General features: G+C 59.2%; 1 protein-coding gene. It reads right to left on the reverse strand.

What is annotated here, in order from left to right; genetic code table 11:
* Positions 1–2: 2 nt before the first annotated feature.
* Positions 3–16,970, reverse strand: a complete 16,968-nt coding sequence (locus TX24_RS23785) for a hemagglutinin repeat-containing protein (protein ID WP_057711358.1) — start codon at positions 16,968–16,970, stop codon at positions 3–5.
* Positions 16,971–16,980 lie beyond the last annotated feature (10 nt).

Below are 16,980 nucleotides of genomic sequence, written 5' to 3' on the forward strand. Positions count from 1 at the left end.
ATTCAGAACGTCTTCCCAGGAAATGTGTTCACCAAGTTGCCTTGTGAATCAGTAATTACCGTCATAAAACTAGTGGACTGTCCACCTGTTTTGGCATCAACACCAATAGGTCTTCCCATATCAACCGTTCGAATAAAATTACCAGACGTCGGTGATTGGTACGCAGGTGTCTTGACGACCTGGGGCGTTTGCAGAACGATCTTCAATTCGTCCTTTGAAATCGTGAACGCAGATTTATTTTCACCCCAAGCGCCACCGTGCTTTTTCCAAGCGTATTCAAGCCCACTTCCTGTAGAGCTCGCAGTGCCCGTCCGCACATTGACTCTCGAAGCAACAACGCCTTTCGCAGCATTGAGAGCATGATTAGTCTCTACCGCTTGTTTCCCTTTCGAATCATTAGCAAAAATCTTGCTGCCGCCCTTCACGGCTAAAGACTTTACCTCCCCAAGCACAGCATCCATCAAAAACTCAGTCGCTACAACATACTCATCTCCATGCAAAAGGTTATCAGAGTCAGCTTTAGCCTCCGCATGAAATTCCCTCATGGTTTCAACGGTACGGTCTGTCAGCTTTGCAGCGAGCTCGATAGCTTTAGATTCTTTGAACTCTCTGTACTGATCCCCCGCTACCGCTTCAGCTGCTGCATGTGCGACAACACTCACTACCAGCTTCATCGGCCCCATCATGGCCTGCACGCTAAGCATCGCAGCCTGAAACTGCTCTGCGGGCAGCTTCTGGGAAAGCTTGACTATATCAACGATGCCATCGAGCGCTGCTTCACCCCCGTTACGCGGTAAGTCATCAATGAGCACGGCCGGCAGCTCGTACCCTGAGCCAGTCTTCGGCTGGGTGGGAGGTGTGGCACGGCAACTGCCATCATCCATGCAGCCCTTGATTTTCTTATCGTAAATTGCCGCCTTTTCCGAAAAATCATTCAATGCGCTTATAACGTCCGCCGGGAGCGCATCCAGAGTCTCAGGGGCGATGCCCTTTCGCACCAGATTCTTCGAAATTGTCAGCGCCTGCTCATCGCCGAATTTTTTACGAATATTCGCTGAAACATCGTCAATGCTGACGCGCTGAGCCTGAATTGCACGAATTTCGCCCTTGATCTGTTCGAGCGCGCCGGCAACTGCTTCGATCTTTTTCTTTTGGTTGTCTTTGAAATTGACAACGTCTGCAACCAGATCTTTGGCGGCTTTCTCAGGATCCATCACAGCATCAATGGACGAACTACTCGCATACAAATCCGTTCGTTTTTCATCATCCTTGGTGATCTCATAGGCCTTACCCACATCCCGGTTCAACCCGGCCGTAGAGTCAGCCCCCGTCTCAGCATCCTTGCGTACAACGATTTCACCTGCCCCCACCGTGGCGCGGACAATCTGTTCACGTTCTTTCTCGTAGTTCCAACCCTCAACGCTCCAGCCGGTTTGACCTTCCTTGCCTTTTCCCGCCTGGCTGCTGTCTTGTACGGTGTTGCCTTTGCTTTCACTGCTCCCGGCTTTATAGGTACCACCTACGTTCAGGTAGTACCCATGCTCTTTGTCTTGCCCGGCGATATCGCTGAAGCCGAGGGTGCCGGTGTCCAGTTTCAGGTTGCCGTTGTCAGCGGCGATGACGGCTCCGTCGATCTGGGTATGGTTCTCTGTTCTGATATCGACGGCATTTTTGCCGGTGATACGGGTTTGCTCTTCGACCCAGTCCGTTTTGCCTGTGGTCTTGCCAAAGCCGACCGAGCCGCTGACACCCGCACCCGGGCCGATGGTGGCCGTAACGCTGATATCAAACTCTTTGCCCTTGACCTTGCCCGTATCAGCGACCGACGAAACCTTGAGGTCGCCGCCCACACGCCCTACCACTTCATCGCCTCTTAGATTTGCTCCGCCGATGGTGGTGTCTTTGCCACTGGCGAAACCCAGGCGGTCGCCGGCATAGAGGTAAGCCTCTTGTTGGCGTTGGCCTTCTCGCTCCAGGTTACCCTTGCCCATACTGACGCTGACGTAGACGCCAATACCTTCAGAGCCAAACGTCAGGCCTGCTTCCCCGCCGCCACTGTGGCGGTTGTTTTCGCTGTTGCTGTCGTTATGCGCCGAACGAATGTTCAAATCGTTGCCGGCATTCAGCTCGATATCCCGTTGGGCTTTAGCCTGCGCTCCAATCAAGTTCAGGTCATTGCTGGCCTTGAGGTTGATATCGCGACCGGCTTCCAGCTGTGAAGCCGTAGACGAGCCTTGGGAACTCTCGCCCGTAGCCGTGCCGAAGCTACCGCCAGCGCCCAACTTGATCCCGCCACTGGTGCCGCCATGAATGCCGCCCCAACTTTGGGTGTGGGTGGTTTCTTCACTAATCCCGCCCTTGGCCACGTCCAGCGTGACGTCACGTCCTTTGATATTGATGTCACGTCCGGCGTCCAGGTGGCTTCCCTTCACCAACACATCGTTGCCAGCGTTAAGGTGCAGATCGTTACCGGCGCTTAGCGTCGAAGAGCGATTGGTCTGCTCGATAACCTGCTGGCTGTTGGTCTGCTTACTGTTGCCGAACTTCCCGTCCAGCGTCGGCCCACCGACAAACTGACTGACCGAATCAACGGCTTTGAGCGTGCTTGAGCCCTTGCTGACATTGTCCTCGCCTTTCCCTGCTCCGCTGACAGCGTCCTTGGTATTGGCGTAGTTATGGTTGATCGAAACACCCAGGCCGTTGCTCTCTTTCTCGCGTATCTGCTCGGTGAGCACACTTTCACGCGCAGCATCGATATTGATATTTCTGCCCGCCGTCAGCTCGATATCATTGGCAGCGCCCACATCAGAGCCGCGCTGGTTGATATCACGCTTGGCGTTGATCGCCACATCTTGCCCGGCATTTATCTGGCTGCCGGAAGCGGTTTCGTGTTCGACACGGTTTTTCTCCGAACTGCCTTCGGTGCCGGCGAAGAGGCTGATGCCATTACCGTTACTGGAGATGCTGGAACCCGTCTGTTTTTTCTTCTCCCAGCTACGTTCGCTACTGGTGTCTTGAGCGGCGACCACATTGACGTCGCGCCCTGCATCCAGGTTTACATTGCGCCCTGCGCTGATGCCACTGCCAACCAGATTGATGTCGCGCTCAGCCTGCAAAGTTGCATCGCGCTCGGCACTTACATGGCTGCCCACGCTGGTGCTGCTCTGAGCTTCACGACCGGCCTTCTTAGCGGACGAAATGGCAACCGATGTTGGCCTTTCCGTGTAACCAAACTTCTTCTTGTGCTCTTCACTGCGGCTATAGGCCGTGTCGTTCGCAGCAATCAGGTTGATGTCACCCGTGCTATTGACCAGCCCGGAGCGCAGTTCAGTGTCGTTTTCAGCACTGATCTCACTAGCCCGCACCCGCACATCATTACCCGCAGCCACCACAACATCATTGCCCGCTTCCAACTCACTGCCCACTTGGCTCGCAGTGGTCTTCAACTGGCTCTTGCCACTTTTGGACAGCCCCAGGAACCCGGACTTGGTCTTCTTGCTGTAGGAGCCATGTTCCTCGACACCCGACAGCACCGCGATGTCACCGGTGGCCCCCAGCAGCATGTCGCCGCCTGCTTTCAACTGGCTGCCGATCACGGTGACGTCACGCCCGCCGTCGATGCTCATGCCGCCATCGGCTTGCTTGCTGGCGTTGACGGTCAGGTCTTTGCCGGCTTCGACGACGGAGGCCACGTTGGTGCTGTCGTAACTTTCCCGCTGCTGGCTTTTGCTACGACCGAACGAGCCTTTGCTCTTTTTCGAGTAGAACGAAGCGTCTTCATCCAGTGCCGACAGAATGCTCACATCGCGTTGTGCATCAAGGGCCACGTTGCCGCCCCCGGTAATCCGGCTGGCGGTGAGCTCGAGGTCTTTACCGGCATTGAGCGACACATCGCCGCCGGCCGTCAGTACGCTGGAAACCTGGCTGATGTGGTCCTTGGACTGGGTGACTTTCTTGGACTTGCTCGATGAATGCTGCTCGTCGGCGGCCGACGAAATGCTCAGGTTCTCAGTTGTCGTAATGCTCAAGTCACGCTTGGCATCGATGCGGCTGGCAATGGCGGTGAAGTCACGCCCTGCCGATACCTTGAGGTCACGACCAGTCTCCACACTGGCGCCGTTTTGCGTCACGGTTTCGGTACGCAGGCGGTTGCCCAGGTCCAAACCATTGCGTTGCTCAACGGCATCGATGTGCACATCGCGGCCAGCGACCAATGTGGTGTCACGCCCGCTTTGCAGCACGCCACCGGTATTGGCGATGTCACGGCCTGCATTCATCGTCAGGTCATTGGCAGCCTCGATGCGTGACGCACTGTCGAGATAATCGCGGCGTTCAGCAGTGCCGTTGCCGGTACGGGTTACTGCACGGTCGTTGATCACATCACCCTTGATCGCGGTGAGCGTCACATCGCGTCCGGCGATGATGCCACCGGACTTGTTGACGATGTTGTTACCCGCCAGCAGGTCCAGGCGGTTGCCGGCTTCGATCAAGCCGCTGTTGATCAGGTCGTTGCCCGCTTTGGCCGACAGGTTGTTGGTGGCGCGCAGGGTCCCGGCGTTTTCCAGGTTTTCACCGGCAATCAGGTTCAGGTCGTTACCGGCGATCAAGGCACCGTTGGGCGCGAGACGATTGTCGGCCTGGGCCATGTAAAGCACGGGCACCAGCACTTTTTCACCGTTCACTTCGTGCTGTTCGAGCCAGACGATGTCGTGGGTCAGCGCCGCGACCTGTTGCGAGGTCAAGGTAACGCCCACTGCCAGGTTCAGTTGCTGCTTGCTCTGGATCGCATTGTCCATCAGGTACTTGAACAGTTTTTCGTCGGTGTTCTGACCATCGATAAACCGCTGCCCTGTGCGTGCTTGCACGGCCTGCTGGATCAAGCGCTGTTCATACAACCCGTCACCCAGGCGCTTGGCACTTTCGTCCGGGTTGTAACCCAGCCCTGCGAGCAAGTAGTCGGAGCTCATGAACTGCTTGAGGTCCGTGAGCACCGGGTTGGTTTCGATCAGGTATTTATGCGGTTGCGACTTTGGCGCGGTAGGCGTGAAGCCTTGCACGCGGTTGATGGTCTGGCTGGCGACCGGAGTGGTTTGCGCCGTCGCATTGAGCGGCTGGGCAATCACGGCTGCGATCTGGGTTGGGCTGCTGCCCGCACCTTGTGCGACGGGAGTGTTCACTACCGGCTGCACGACTGGCATAACCGGCGTCACGCCTGGGATGTTCAACGTCGGCCGAGCGGGCTCGCCCGGAGTGGCGACCTGAACGTGTGTCTCCCTTTGGGTCAGCGCCAGGTCTGGGTGATTCGTAGGCCCTGTGACCTTCGCCACTGGCGGCGTTGAACCGCTAGACGGATCTTGGGCGTTGATACCGTCGCCCCGGGCGATTTCACCTGGGGTGATCTGGCTGGGCGTCCAGCCACTCTCATTGGCCACATCGCCGGCACCGGCAACGTTAAGCGTTCTGGTGGTGGCGGTGACACCACTGACCTGACGTGCAGTTGGGTCCACCTGACGCGTAGCTGCGCCCTGTTGAGTGACACTTTTGAAATCGAAGGTGCGCGTTTCAAGCGCCGGCTGTGCATCCTGGCGTTGGGCCAGACCGAGGGTCGCACCGCCCATGGTCCAGCTCTGTGGGCCACTGCTGGCTTGGGTGGCCTGGGTATTCTCACCCGCCCGGCTACTGAGGCGGAATAGACCGTGGGTGCCGGTGGGTAAGGTGAAGCCGCGTAGCGTTAAGGGGTTGACCTGTTGTTGGGCCAAGTCTGGTGGCAGCAGTGGCGCGAGTTGCACGACCACCGTTGTCGGGGCGCTGGCAACACCCGTGTCCTCATTGCGCGCAGCGCGCCCGGCCAAGGCGGTGAAGGATGTCTCGATGCTGTTGATCAAGGATTTGGTGGCCGTGATGTTCACGGTACCGGCTGCCTGGATGATCGCGGGTGCCAATGACGCGCCAGCGGTCGATACCAAAGTATCGCCAATCAGCCTGAAGGCTGACAACGCACTGACCGGCAGGCTTTTGGGGCCGGGTTGAGCGTTGTAGGGGTCCATGATGTTACGTTTGAAACGCCAGTAAGTACCATTGGATGATTCCATCCGCCAAGTACGGGTACGCGTTCCGGAGCCAGACGCAGCACCTTTGTTAGTCAGCGTATCAGCGGTGATATTCATGTCCGCGCCGGAAGCGATGACACTGTATTCATTGAGCACATTATTTGCGGCGACATCCATACGGCCGCCCGCCTGGATAGTCGAAGCGGCCGATGTTTTCAGCAGCTCACTTTGATAGTTCTCGGTGCCAATAAAATCGACGACAAAACTGCCCCCGCTACAGTCCCAGCAGATATTTGTAAGCGACCCGCCACTACCGGGTGTTTCTTTGGTCGAAAATTCATCCCGACGGTTAGTCAGGCTGGTAACCTTGAGGGACATGTCTCGGCTGGACTCAATGCTCCCCGATATGTTCTCCAGGCTGACCGCCTTACTCGTACCATCAAGACCGCTTACATCCAGGCGCCCTAGGCTGTAGATATCACCGTACTGGTTCGTGATTGTGTTGCTATGCAAGGTCATGTCGTTGCCGCTGAACAACAAACCATGATCGTTCAACAAGGCGGCACCGGTGACTGTCACATTTTGTGCGCCACCCAATGTCCCGTAGTTGTTCAGCGTACCTGCCGAGAGTTCGAGGTTGGTCGCAGAGGTTAGCCGTCCATAGTTGTTCAATTGACTATCAACGTTGACGTGGGTATCGCCACCGCCAGTAATTTTGGCGCTATTGCTCAGATCCAACTGACTCGCATGCAGGTTGAGCCCCCGCTGACTGGTGACTCGCCCATTACCGCTATAAGCGCCCGCGAGGTCGATATTTAAACTGCCATCACTGGCAATCAACCCATTATTCACCCAACTGCCACCGTTACCTTCCAGGTGCGTCGAAGCCAGCAACTGCCCTGTTTCGGTTTGGGTGAAGTTGTTGACGTTGACGTTCAAACGTCCTGCCTGAATAACGCTGGTATTGGTCCAGGTATCCGCGTTCAGGGTCAGGCCACCACGGGTGACAACGGTGCCGCCGGCGCCGGTAACGTTAGGCAATGAGATGTCGAATGTGCCCTCACCCACATGCAGCAACTGCCCGCCGTTGTTTTGGAAGCTGGCGGCTGCCAGGGTCAGGTCCTGGTTGGCGGTTTCCACCGCGCCGTTGCGGTTATCGAACACACCGCCGATCTGGAACTCGGTCTTGCCCAAGCGTCCCAAGGCGCGCAATTTGCCGCCCTGGTTATCGAGGGCATTGGCGGCCACAGTCAGGTTGTTGGTGCTTTCGATCAGGCCGTTGTGGTTGGTCAGTTGGCCATTGAGGCCGAATGCGATCTGGTCGCCGGCGATCTGCCCGGCGCTGTTATCCAGAGCGCTGCCATTGATGCGCATCAGGCCTTTGGCATACAAAGCACCCTGCTGGTTATTGAGGGTTGCAACCGTGAGCAATGCATTGCTGGTTTGCGCGCCAAGGTAACCGCCCTGGTTATCGAGCTGACCGGCATTGAGTAGTAGACGCTGGCCTTGAATCAAGCCGCCCTTGGGGTTGCCATTGAGGTCATGGCCATTGCGAAGCACTCCCACCACGCCGGCATCGATGGCGCCCTTGAGACTGGCGAGCACACCGCTACGGTTGTCGAAGTTCCCGGCCTTGAGGTGCACGTCACCGGTCTGGCTGATGATATTGCCGCCTTGGTTGTCGAGATCACCATTGACCTCGACCCGCAAGCCGTTTTGCCCCTGCACTTTGCCTTGGGCGTTGGTCAGGCCATAGGCGTTGATGTGCAGGTCGCCTTCCTGGCTGTAGATCAAGCCGTCAGCGTTGTTTTGAACGATGGCGCTGGCATCGATGCCCAGCGGACCTTTGGCCGCGACGGTGCCGCCTTGGCTGTTGTTCAGGCCGCCCATGGCCAATGACAGGCGTCCCTGGCTGGCCAGTTGACCGCCGCGGTTATCCACCTCGATGGCGCGCTGGAGTAGCAACGACCCAGTGCCTGCGATCTTGCCGTTGACGTTGCCAAGGTTGCCTTGCAGGTTGAGCACCAGATGGTCGTTACCCATCAGCGAGCCACCGGTGTTGAGCACGTTGCCGCCCAGGAAGTTCAGGTTGCGCAGGGCCGTGATATTACCGGCACTGTTGTCGAGGTCGGCCGCGCTCAGATCCAGCGTAGAGCCGCTGTCGATCAGCCCACCTTGGGTGTTGTTCAGCGCGCCAAGCACGCTCAGCGTCTGCTGCGCGCCGCTGGAGATTGCACCGCTGGCGCTGTTATCCAGGCTGGCGGCGCTGACCGTCAATCGCCCTTGGCTGGCCAACGCACCTTCGCCACTGTTGAGCAAGCTGCCATTGAGGCGCACATCAAGATCACCGTTGCGACTGGACAGCGTGCCTTTGTCGCGGTTATCCAAGTGAGTGCCGATCAGGTTGAGGCCCTGCCAACCCGAGATCAGGCCGCCGCGGTTGACCACGTCGCCCGCGTTGAGCGTGAGTAATTGTTGGCTGATAAGCGTACCGGCGCTGTTGTCCAGGTTGCGCCCCGTCAAGCTCAGGGCGTTTTGACTGGACAGTTCGCCGCCCTGGTTTTGCAGGTCGCGCATGCGTTGCAAGGTCAGCGGGCCTTTGGCGAAGATCAGGCCTTTGCGGTTATCCAGATCACCGTTTGCCAGGTCCACGCTCAGGCGCTGCTCACCTATCAACCTGCCGCCACGCAAGGCCATGGAAGTGAGTGTGAGGTCCATGTCCCCCTTGGCCGATACCTCGCCGCCGTCACTGGCGTCTAAACGCTGCGCATTAAGCTCCAGGCCGCCCTGGCTGTTGATCAGGCCTTTGGCGCTGTTGTCCACGGCCAACGCATTGAGCGTCAGCGCGCTGGTACCCAGCAGGCTGCCGCCCTGGTTATTGAAGTTGCCCGCATTGACTGTCAATGCTTGCGCGGCGTTGATCAAACCTTGTTGCCCGTTGCTCAGCAGCCCGGTGCTGGTCAACTCAAGGCCGCCGCGGCTGGTGAGCGTACCGCCGCTGTTATCGACCGCGGCCGCTTGCGCACTCAGGCTTGCACCTGCAACCAAACCCTTGACGTTAGTGAGTACCTGGTCGATTCGCAGGGTCAGGCCCTGGTTGCTGAGCAGGCGACCGTTGCTGTTATCCAGGTTGCGCGCAACGATATTGAACGCCTGAGCGCTGGAGACTTCACCGGCCTGATTGTTCACGCCGTTGAGGTGGTTGAGCACCAGCGGCCCATTCGCGTTGATCAGGCCTTGCTGGTTGTTAAGCTGGCCGTTGTTCAGGTCCAGCGTCAGCCCGGCGTTGCTGAACAGCTTGCCGCCTGGCTGATCAAGCCCGTCGACGCTGGCCGTCAGGACCTGGGCACTGCCGATGTTGCCGGCGCTGTTGTTCAGTAGCCCAGCCTTCAGCTCCAAGGTGTCGCCACTGGTGAGACGGCCCCCAGTGTTATCCAGCGCGCCAGTGGTTACACTGACCGCCCCTTTGCCACTGAGCACGCCCTTCTGGTTCCCCAGGCTAGCGCTGCGCAGTTGCAGCGTGCTGTCAGTCACGAGCTCACCGCCCTCGTTGTCCAGAGCCCCCTGCGAACCCAGCACCAACGCGTCGGCGCTGGAAATCCGCCCCTGACGGTTGACTACGCTCGCCGCATCGACGCTCAGGCGCCCTTCACTGTTGAGCACGCCTTGAGTGTTATTCAGCTCCCCTTTCAGCTCAAGTTGCAGAAGCTGCTGGGCGAGCAGTTTGCCGTTGCTGTTGTCCAGGTCCTGAGCGCTCAGCATCAGCCGCTGTGTGTTGAGCTGGCCTTGGTTGCGATTCAGCAGTTGGGTGAGCGCAAGGTTCAATGATTGCCCGGCCAATACACGACCCGCATCACTGTTATCCAGGGTTTGCCCGGTGACGGTCAGGTCGGCGTTGGTCGACAGTTCGCCACCACGGTTGTCGATGTGATCGACCCGCAGTTCCAGCGTTTTATCGGCGCCCACCAGGCCTTTGCGGTTGTCCAGGGACGCAGCGCGTATATCCACTGCTGTAGTGCTGATGAGTTGACCGCCGCGGTTATCGACCTGATCGACATCAGCAGTCACCAAGGCCTTGCCCGATACATCACCGCCACGGTTGTCGAGCCGAGCGGACGACAGCCCCATGGCACCGTCGGCAATCAGCGTGCCGCGCTGGTTATCCAGCGCCTGGGTGGCAGAGACTTGCATGACGCCACGACTGTTGAGCAGCCCATCCGTGTTGTCCAGGCGGGCACTGTTGGCGTTGAGCGAGGCGGCGCTGATCGCACCTTTGGCGTTGCCCAAGGCGTCTTGAATCTGCAGGGTCAGGCCTTGGTTACTGATCAGCTTGCCGCCGCCGTTATCCAGGTTGCGAGCCGCCAGCGTGAAAGCTTGCTGGCTGGAAATTTCGCCACGTTGGTTGTTCACCTCGGCCAGGTTTTTCAGCATCAGCAACGGGCTATTGATCAGGCCGCCCACGTTGCTCAATTGGCCGTGGTTGAGGTCCAGATCGAGCTGCGTGTTGCTGAACAGCTCACCGCCCTGCTGATTCAGGCCGGTGAGGATGGCAGTCAGGTTTTTGCTGCTGGCGATACGTCCACTGTTGTCCACCTGGGTGGCTGCCAGATCCAGGCGATCGGCGCTGGTGATACGGCCATTGTTGTTCAGCGTCCCGGTGGCCAGGGTCAGCTCACCACGGCTGTTGAGCAGGCCTTTGGGGCCGTTGTCCAGGCTTGCGCTGGTCAGGTCAAGGCTGGCATCGGTCTCGATGATGCCGCCCTGGTTGGTGATAGCACCGCTGGCAGCCAGTATGAGTGCGTGCGCCGAAGAGAGTGCACCCGCGTTGTTGTTGAGCGTCGTGCCGGCCAGTTGCAGGGTGCCCTCGCTGCTGATTGTGCCCAGCTGGTTATCCAGCCGGCCATCCAGTTCAGTGCCGGGAACGGCCACCAGCGACATGCTCAGCGATTGCTGGCCCGCAAAAGTGCCTTGGCCGTTATCCAGGCGCGCGCCGTTGAAGCGGTTGTCCCGGGCGAATACCAACCCTTGGGCCTGGTTGATCACATGGGCCACGGCCAGTTCCAATGCGGTACCGGCGATCAGTTTGCCCGCGCTGTTATCCAGGCGCTGCGCCTTGAAGTCGATGCTGCTGCGGCTGGAAATCTCGCCCGCACGGTTATCAACGGCGTCGACCGTGAGTTTCAGCGCTTTTGTGGCGCCTACCAGGCCGCCCTCGCGATTGTCCAGGGAGGTCCCGCTAAGGCTCAGCTCATCCTGGGCGACCAACTCACCGCCTTGTTGGGCCAGTACACCGATAGTTGCCTGCAGATCCGCCTGGCTGGCGATGCGGCCAGCCGCGTTTTCTACAGTGTCGGCCGTCAGCCGCAGGGGCCCCACGGCACTGACCAAGCCCTTCTGGTTGCGCAACTGTTGCCCCGCGAAGCCCAAGGCCGCCTTGCTGCTGAGCGAACCGTGTTGGTTGTCCAACTCACCCACATTGAGTTGAAGGTCCTTCTGGGAAAGGATCACGCCTGAGCGGTTGTCGACAGTCGCACTGTGCAGCGTCAACAGGTCCTGCCCGGTCAGTTGCCCTTCGCGGTTATCCAAACGACCGGCACGCAGTTCCATCGCGCCCTTGGCCAGCACCTGCCCTTTGGCCTGATTGTCGAGTAACCCATCAATCGTGGCCTTGAGTTGGCCGTCGCTGCCCAATTTGCCGGCCTGGCGGTTATCCAGACTAGCGGCGTGCACGTTCAACGAGGTGCCGGCCCCGAGTGTGCCGGCCTGATTATTCAGTGCGCCCTTGACCTTCACGTCCAGGCTGATATCACCGAGCACTTGCCCGGCAGTGTTATCCAAACTGGCCGAATTCAGCTGCGTGTGGCCTGCGCTGACGATTTCGCCCAGGGCGTTAAGCAGGTCCTCATTGACCGCCAGGCGCGCATCCAGAGTGCTGCTGACCTTGCCTTCGCGGTTGTCCAGGCGCGCGGCATCGAGCTCGACACCGGCGGCTGAAATCAGCCCTTTGACGTTAAGCAGCGCCTGTTCGATTTTGAGGGTCAAGCCTTGGTCGCTGAGTACGTTGCCGCCGCTGTTGTCCAGGGTGTCCGCACGCAAGGCAAAGGCCTTGGCGCTGGAGATTTCACCGTTACGGTTGTCGACGCTTTTGAGGTTTTTGAGCAACAACTGCCCTGGCGCGTTGATAAAGCCATCGGCGTTATTCAAGTGCCCCTGGTTCATGTCCAGGGTCAGTTCGCTGTTGCTGTAAAACTCACCGGCTCCACGCTGGTCAAGGCTGGTGAGGCTGGCGTTAAGCGCCTGGTCACTGGCAATGCGGCCCTCGAAGCGGTTGTCTACGTCGGTCGCTGTCAGGTTGAGGCGATCAGCGCTGGTGACACGGCCTTGATGTTGGTTAAGCAATACGCCTGTGGTCAGTTGCAGCGCACCGTCAGCAACAATGCGCCCCTGGCTGTTGTCGACACTGTCCGCCTTCACCGTCGCCGTATCAGCGCTGAGCACCTCGCCGTTCTGATTGGCAAGGCCATTGGCGGCGCTCAACAGTAACGCCCCGCCGCTGCTGATACGCCCGCCGTTGTTACCCAGGCTGGCGCCGCGCAGTTGCAAGGCGGCGTCGCTGCGCATGACGCCTTGGCTGTTGTCAGCCTGTTCGGCCAGGGTTATATCGAGGTTGCGCTTGGCATAGACACTGCCTTGGGCGCTGTTGTCCAGGCTGGCTGCCTTGAGGTTGACATCCTGTTGCGCAGAAATCAGGCCTTTGAGCTGGTTGTTCAGCCTGTCGAGCGTCAACTGCAGCGTGCTATTGGCCAGTACGCGACCGGCATTGCTGTTGTCCAGTTCGCGGCCCGTCATCGTCAGTTCGGTAACGCTGGAAACTTCACCCCCTCGGTTGTCCACTTTGCCAATGGACAGGTTCATGGCCTGGCCCGAGTTGAGCAGCCCGGCCTGACGGTTATCCAGCTCCTCACCCTTGACCCGCAACTGCCCGACCGAGGTGATGCTGCCACCGCGGTTATCCAGACTCCCCACCACCAGCTGCGCGTCCCCCTTGCTGGTCAGGCGGCCCTTGGACTGGTTGTCCAGGCTGGCGGCATTGACCATCAGCATCTGACCGGCAGCTAGCGTGCCTTTGTCATTGTTGACCGCGCCGTGGCTGGTCAAGGTCAAGCGGTTATCGCCCTGGATGCGCCCCTGACTGTTGTTCAGCGCAGCCACTTCGACTGTCGAGTGCTGACCCAGTAATTCACCGTTGCGGTTGTCCAGCACACCTTCTACGCCGAGGTTCAGGTCGGAAACGGCACTCAACTTGCCACCCTGGTTGCCCAGGCTTGCGCTGCTCACCTGCAAGGCCGCGGCAGAAATCAAGCCGCGTGTGTTGTCCAGCGCTTGGGCAATACGCAAGGTCAGGGCTTGCTGGCTGAGTACCTTGCCGTCCGCTGTGTTCAAGGCGGTTGCCGCCAGCTCAAACGCGTGGGCGCTGGAAATTTCACCGCCCTGGTTATCAACGCTGCCCAGTTGCTTGAGCAGCAATTGCCCCGGCGCGTTGATCAAACCACCGTTATTGTTGAGGTGACCACCTTGCATATCCAGGCTTACATCGGCTTGGCTTGCGACATGCCCGTTACGGCTGTTGTCCAGTGCGGTAACCGTCATACCCAACCGGGTCGCGCTGCTAAGGCGCCCGCCCTGGTTGCTCAGCTTGCCGGTCGTGATCTTCAGGTCGCTGGCACTGGATAGTGTTGCGTCATCATTGGTTAAACCGGAGGCATTGATGGTCAAACGATCATCGCTGCGCAGTGTGCCTTGGGCGTTGTTCAACTGGCCGCCGAGGGCCACACCCAATTGACCTTTGGCATACAAACTACCGCCTGCACTGTTATCCAACCCTTGCCCCGTGAGCAGTACCTGCTGAGAGGCAATGCGACCCTTGAGCGAGTTGTTCAGGTCGGTGGCATTGACCTGCATATCAGTGCCGGCACTCATAAGCCCCGCTTGGTTGAGCAGGCTGCCCGCAATACCTGCCGTCAGTGCACCGTCGCTGGTCAAGTTACCTGTGCGGTTATCCAGACTGGCGCTGTTGAGCGTCACGCTGTGCCCAGCGGCCAACGTGCCGGCCTGGTTGCTGACCGCGCCGCCCGCTTGGAGCAGCAACGTCGAATCACCCTGCACCAGGCCCTGGTCGTTATTGAGCGTCCCAACGCCAAGCACAAGGTGTTTGCCCAGAACCTTTGCACTGCGGTTATCGAGTTCGCCATCGACTTGCAAGTTGACGCTATCCACCGCAGCGAGTCGACCGGACTGGTTAATCAGTGTCCCAGCCCGTACATCCAAGGCCTTTGCGGTCAACGCACCTTGGGTGTTGCCCAGGGCGCGGGCAATGCGCACACTCAAGGCTTGCTCGCTGAGCAACTTGCCGGCGCTGTTATTGAGTTGATCCGCATTCAGATCGAAGGCTTGGGCGCTGGAGATTTCGCCGCCCTGGTTATCGACGCTGTTAAGTTGGGTCAGCAACAACTGGCCTGGGGAGTTGATCAAGCCACCCTGGTTGTTAAGGTGACCCCGATTGAGGTTCAGGCTCAAATCGCCTTGGCTGAAGAGTTGGCCGCCATTGCTGTTGTCCAGGCCTCCCACGGTCAACTGTGCGCCTGCGTCGGCACTGAAACTTCCGCTTTGATTGGCAAGCAAACCACCCACCCGGGCGTTAAGCCGATCACGGCTGTGAACTCGACCGCGTTGGTCGTTGATCAAACTGGCAACGTCAATATCCAGGCCGCTGGCTGTAATCAGCCCTGCACCGTTGTTGAGCGTCTGCACGATCTTCAGGCCCAAGGCCTGGTCGCTGAGCAGTTTGCCAGCGCGGTTGTCCAGGCTGTTGGCGGTGAGCGTGAACCCGTGAGCGCTGGAAATTTCGCCGCTGCGGTTGTCGACGCTATTGAGATTATTCAACGTCAGTTGGCCAGCGGCGTTGATCAAGCCCCCGTCGCGGTTGTCGAGGTGGCCGTTGCCCAGGTCCAGGACTGCATCGCTATTGCTGTAAAGGCGCCCCTGTTCATGCTGGTCGAGGCTGGTGACACGGGCAGTGAGGGCCTTGGCACTGGAAATGGATCCTCCTTGGCTGTTGATCACCGGGCCGGCCGTCAGCTCGAGGGTGCCACCGCTGGAGAGCACGCCATGTTGCTGGTTGTTGAAGTTGCCGGCGTTGACCTGTGCAGCGGCACCCGATTCGATGCGGCCCTGCTGTTGATTATCCAACGTGCCGGCAATATTCAGCCCAAGGTCGCCCTGGCTGGTCAGGATGCCTGACTGGCTATTGTCCAGTTGCCCCGCGTTGACCTGCACCATCTGCCCGGCCACCAGACGACCACTTTGATTGTTCACCGCCGCGCTGGCAGTCAAGCGCAGCGCCTGGCCCGCAGATATCAGGCCAGCGACGTTGTCCAGGCTGTCGACCTGCAAGGTGACGTCAGCAAGGCTTGAGAGCTCGCCCTTGCGATTGACCAACCGCCCGATGCGGCCGCTGAGCCCGCGGTCGCCCACCACCAGGCCTGCGTCAGCATTAAGCAACCGGGCGGCATTCACCTCAATGCCTGCGGCGCTCAATACGCGGCCTTGCTGTTGGTTATCCAGTGTTTCGGTCGCCACCTTCAGCTGGTTATGCGCGCTAAGGGTGCCGCTGCGGTTGTCGACAGTGCCATCCACATTGACGGTCAGGTCACGACTGGCGATGACGGTCTTGCCGTTGTTATTCAACTGGGCGGCAGTGACGTGGATATCGCCCTGAGCGTTGCGCGTCTGATCAGCATTGACGCCCGCTTCGATGACGCCGTTGTTGGTCAACACCCCACCGCTTTGCAGCGCCACGCGATCACGCGCAGCCAGGCTTTTTTGATTGAGCAAGTCGCCTTGCGTCTTCATCTCAAGCACGCTGCCCGCCGCGACCACGCCCTGGGCTTCCACGCTGCGGGCCTTCACGTTAATGGTGCCGGCCGCTGTTGTCTGGCCCATGACCACGTGGCCACCGGCATCGATCTGAATATCACCGCCGGCGACCATGTCCCCCGACAACTTCACGCCGACACCCGCCTCGGTCCCCACCAGTTTGACTGCGCCCACATACATGCCGCCCAGCGCCGACGAGTCAATCGCCAGATCCGGCGCCTGGCTGCCATCCGCTGCCCGCGCAGTAGCATTCAAGGTGCGTGCATCTACATCATTACGCCCGGCGACGACGGTGAGTTTTTTCGCCTGGATCTGCGCATTGATGGTGGTGGCGCGGGTGATGATTTCGAACTGATCGACGTTGCTGGCGTTCAGGCCGGCGCCTTCGATAGCAACACTGCCCTGGTCGACCTGGTAGCGATTGATCTGGCCGTTTTCGATCACGGCTTTACCGGTGGTGAGCGTCGCTTGCGGGGTGTTGATAAAGCCGCAACCGTTACAGCTGATGCCATAGGGGTTGGCAACGATCACATGGGCCGATTGCCCGGCCACTTCGGTGTAGCCGCGCAGTTGGCTGGGGCTGCCGCCGTTGACTTCGTTGAGAATGATATTGGCCGCGGTGCCATGGAGATTGGGGTTGCCGACAATGATGCCGCCCAGTTGTGTGGACTGGGTACGGTCGGTGGCGTTATTGAGGATGACCCCGTTGGCGCCGACGTTGTAGTCATGAAATTGGTTGTGCGAGAGGCCGTTGGCATTCGGCGTGGCGATGTTGACGATGGGCACGCCATTGCCTGCTTGCCCGAGCGTCGTACCGGGGGCATTCACCACAATGCCGTCTGCCTGGGCCAGCAACGGGTGCCAGAACATGGCGTTGGCCAGAATCAATGCCAATCCACGTTTAGGCAGCCCCAGGAAATGGGAGCGGCTTTTTACGGCAGCAGAAGGCTGGCGCGCGAGGAATGCGTACTGGCGAACGTCCATGTCATGTCTC

Source organism: Pseudomonas lactis, assembly GCF_001439845.1.
Lineage (GTDB): Bacteria > Pseudomonadota > Gammaproteobacteria > Pseudomonadales > Pseudomonadaceae > Aquipseudomonas > Aquipseudomonas lactis.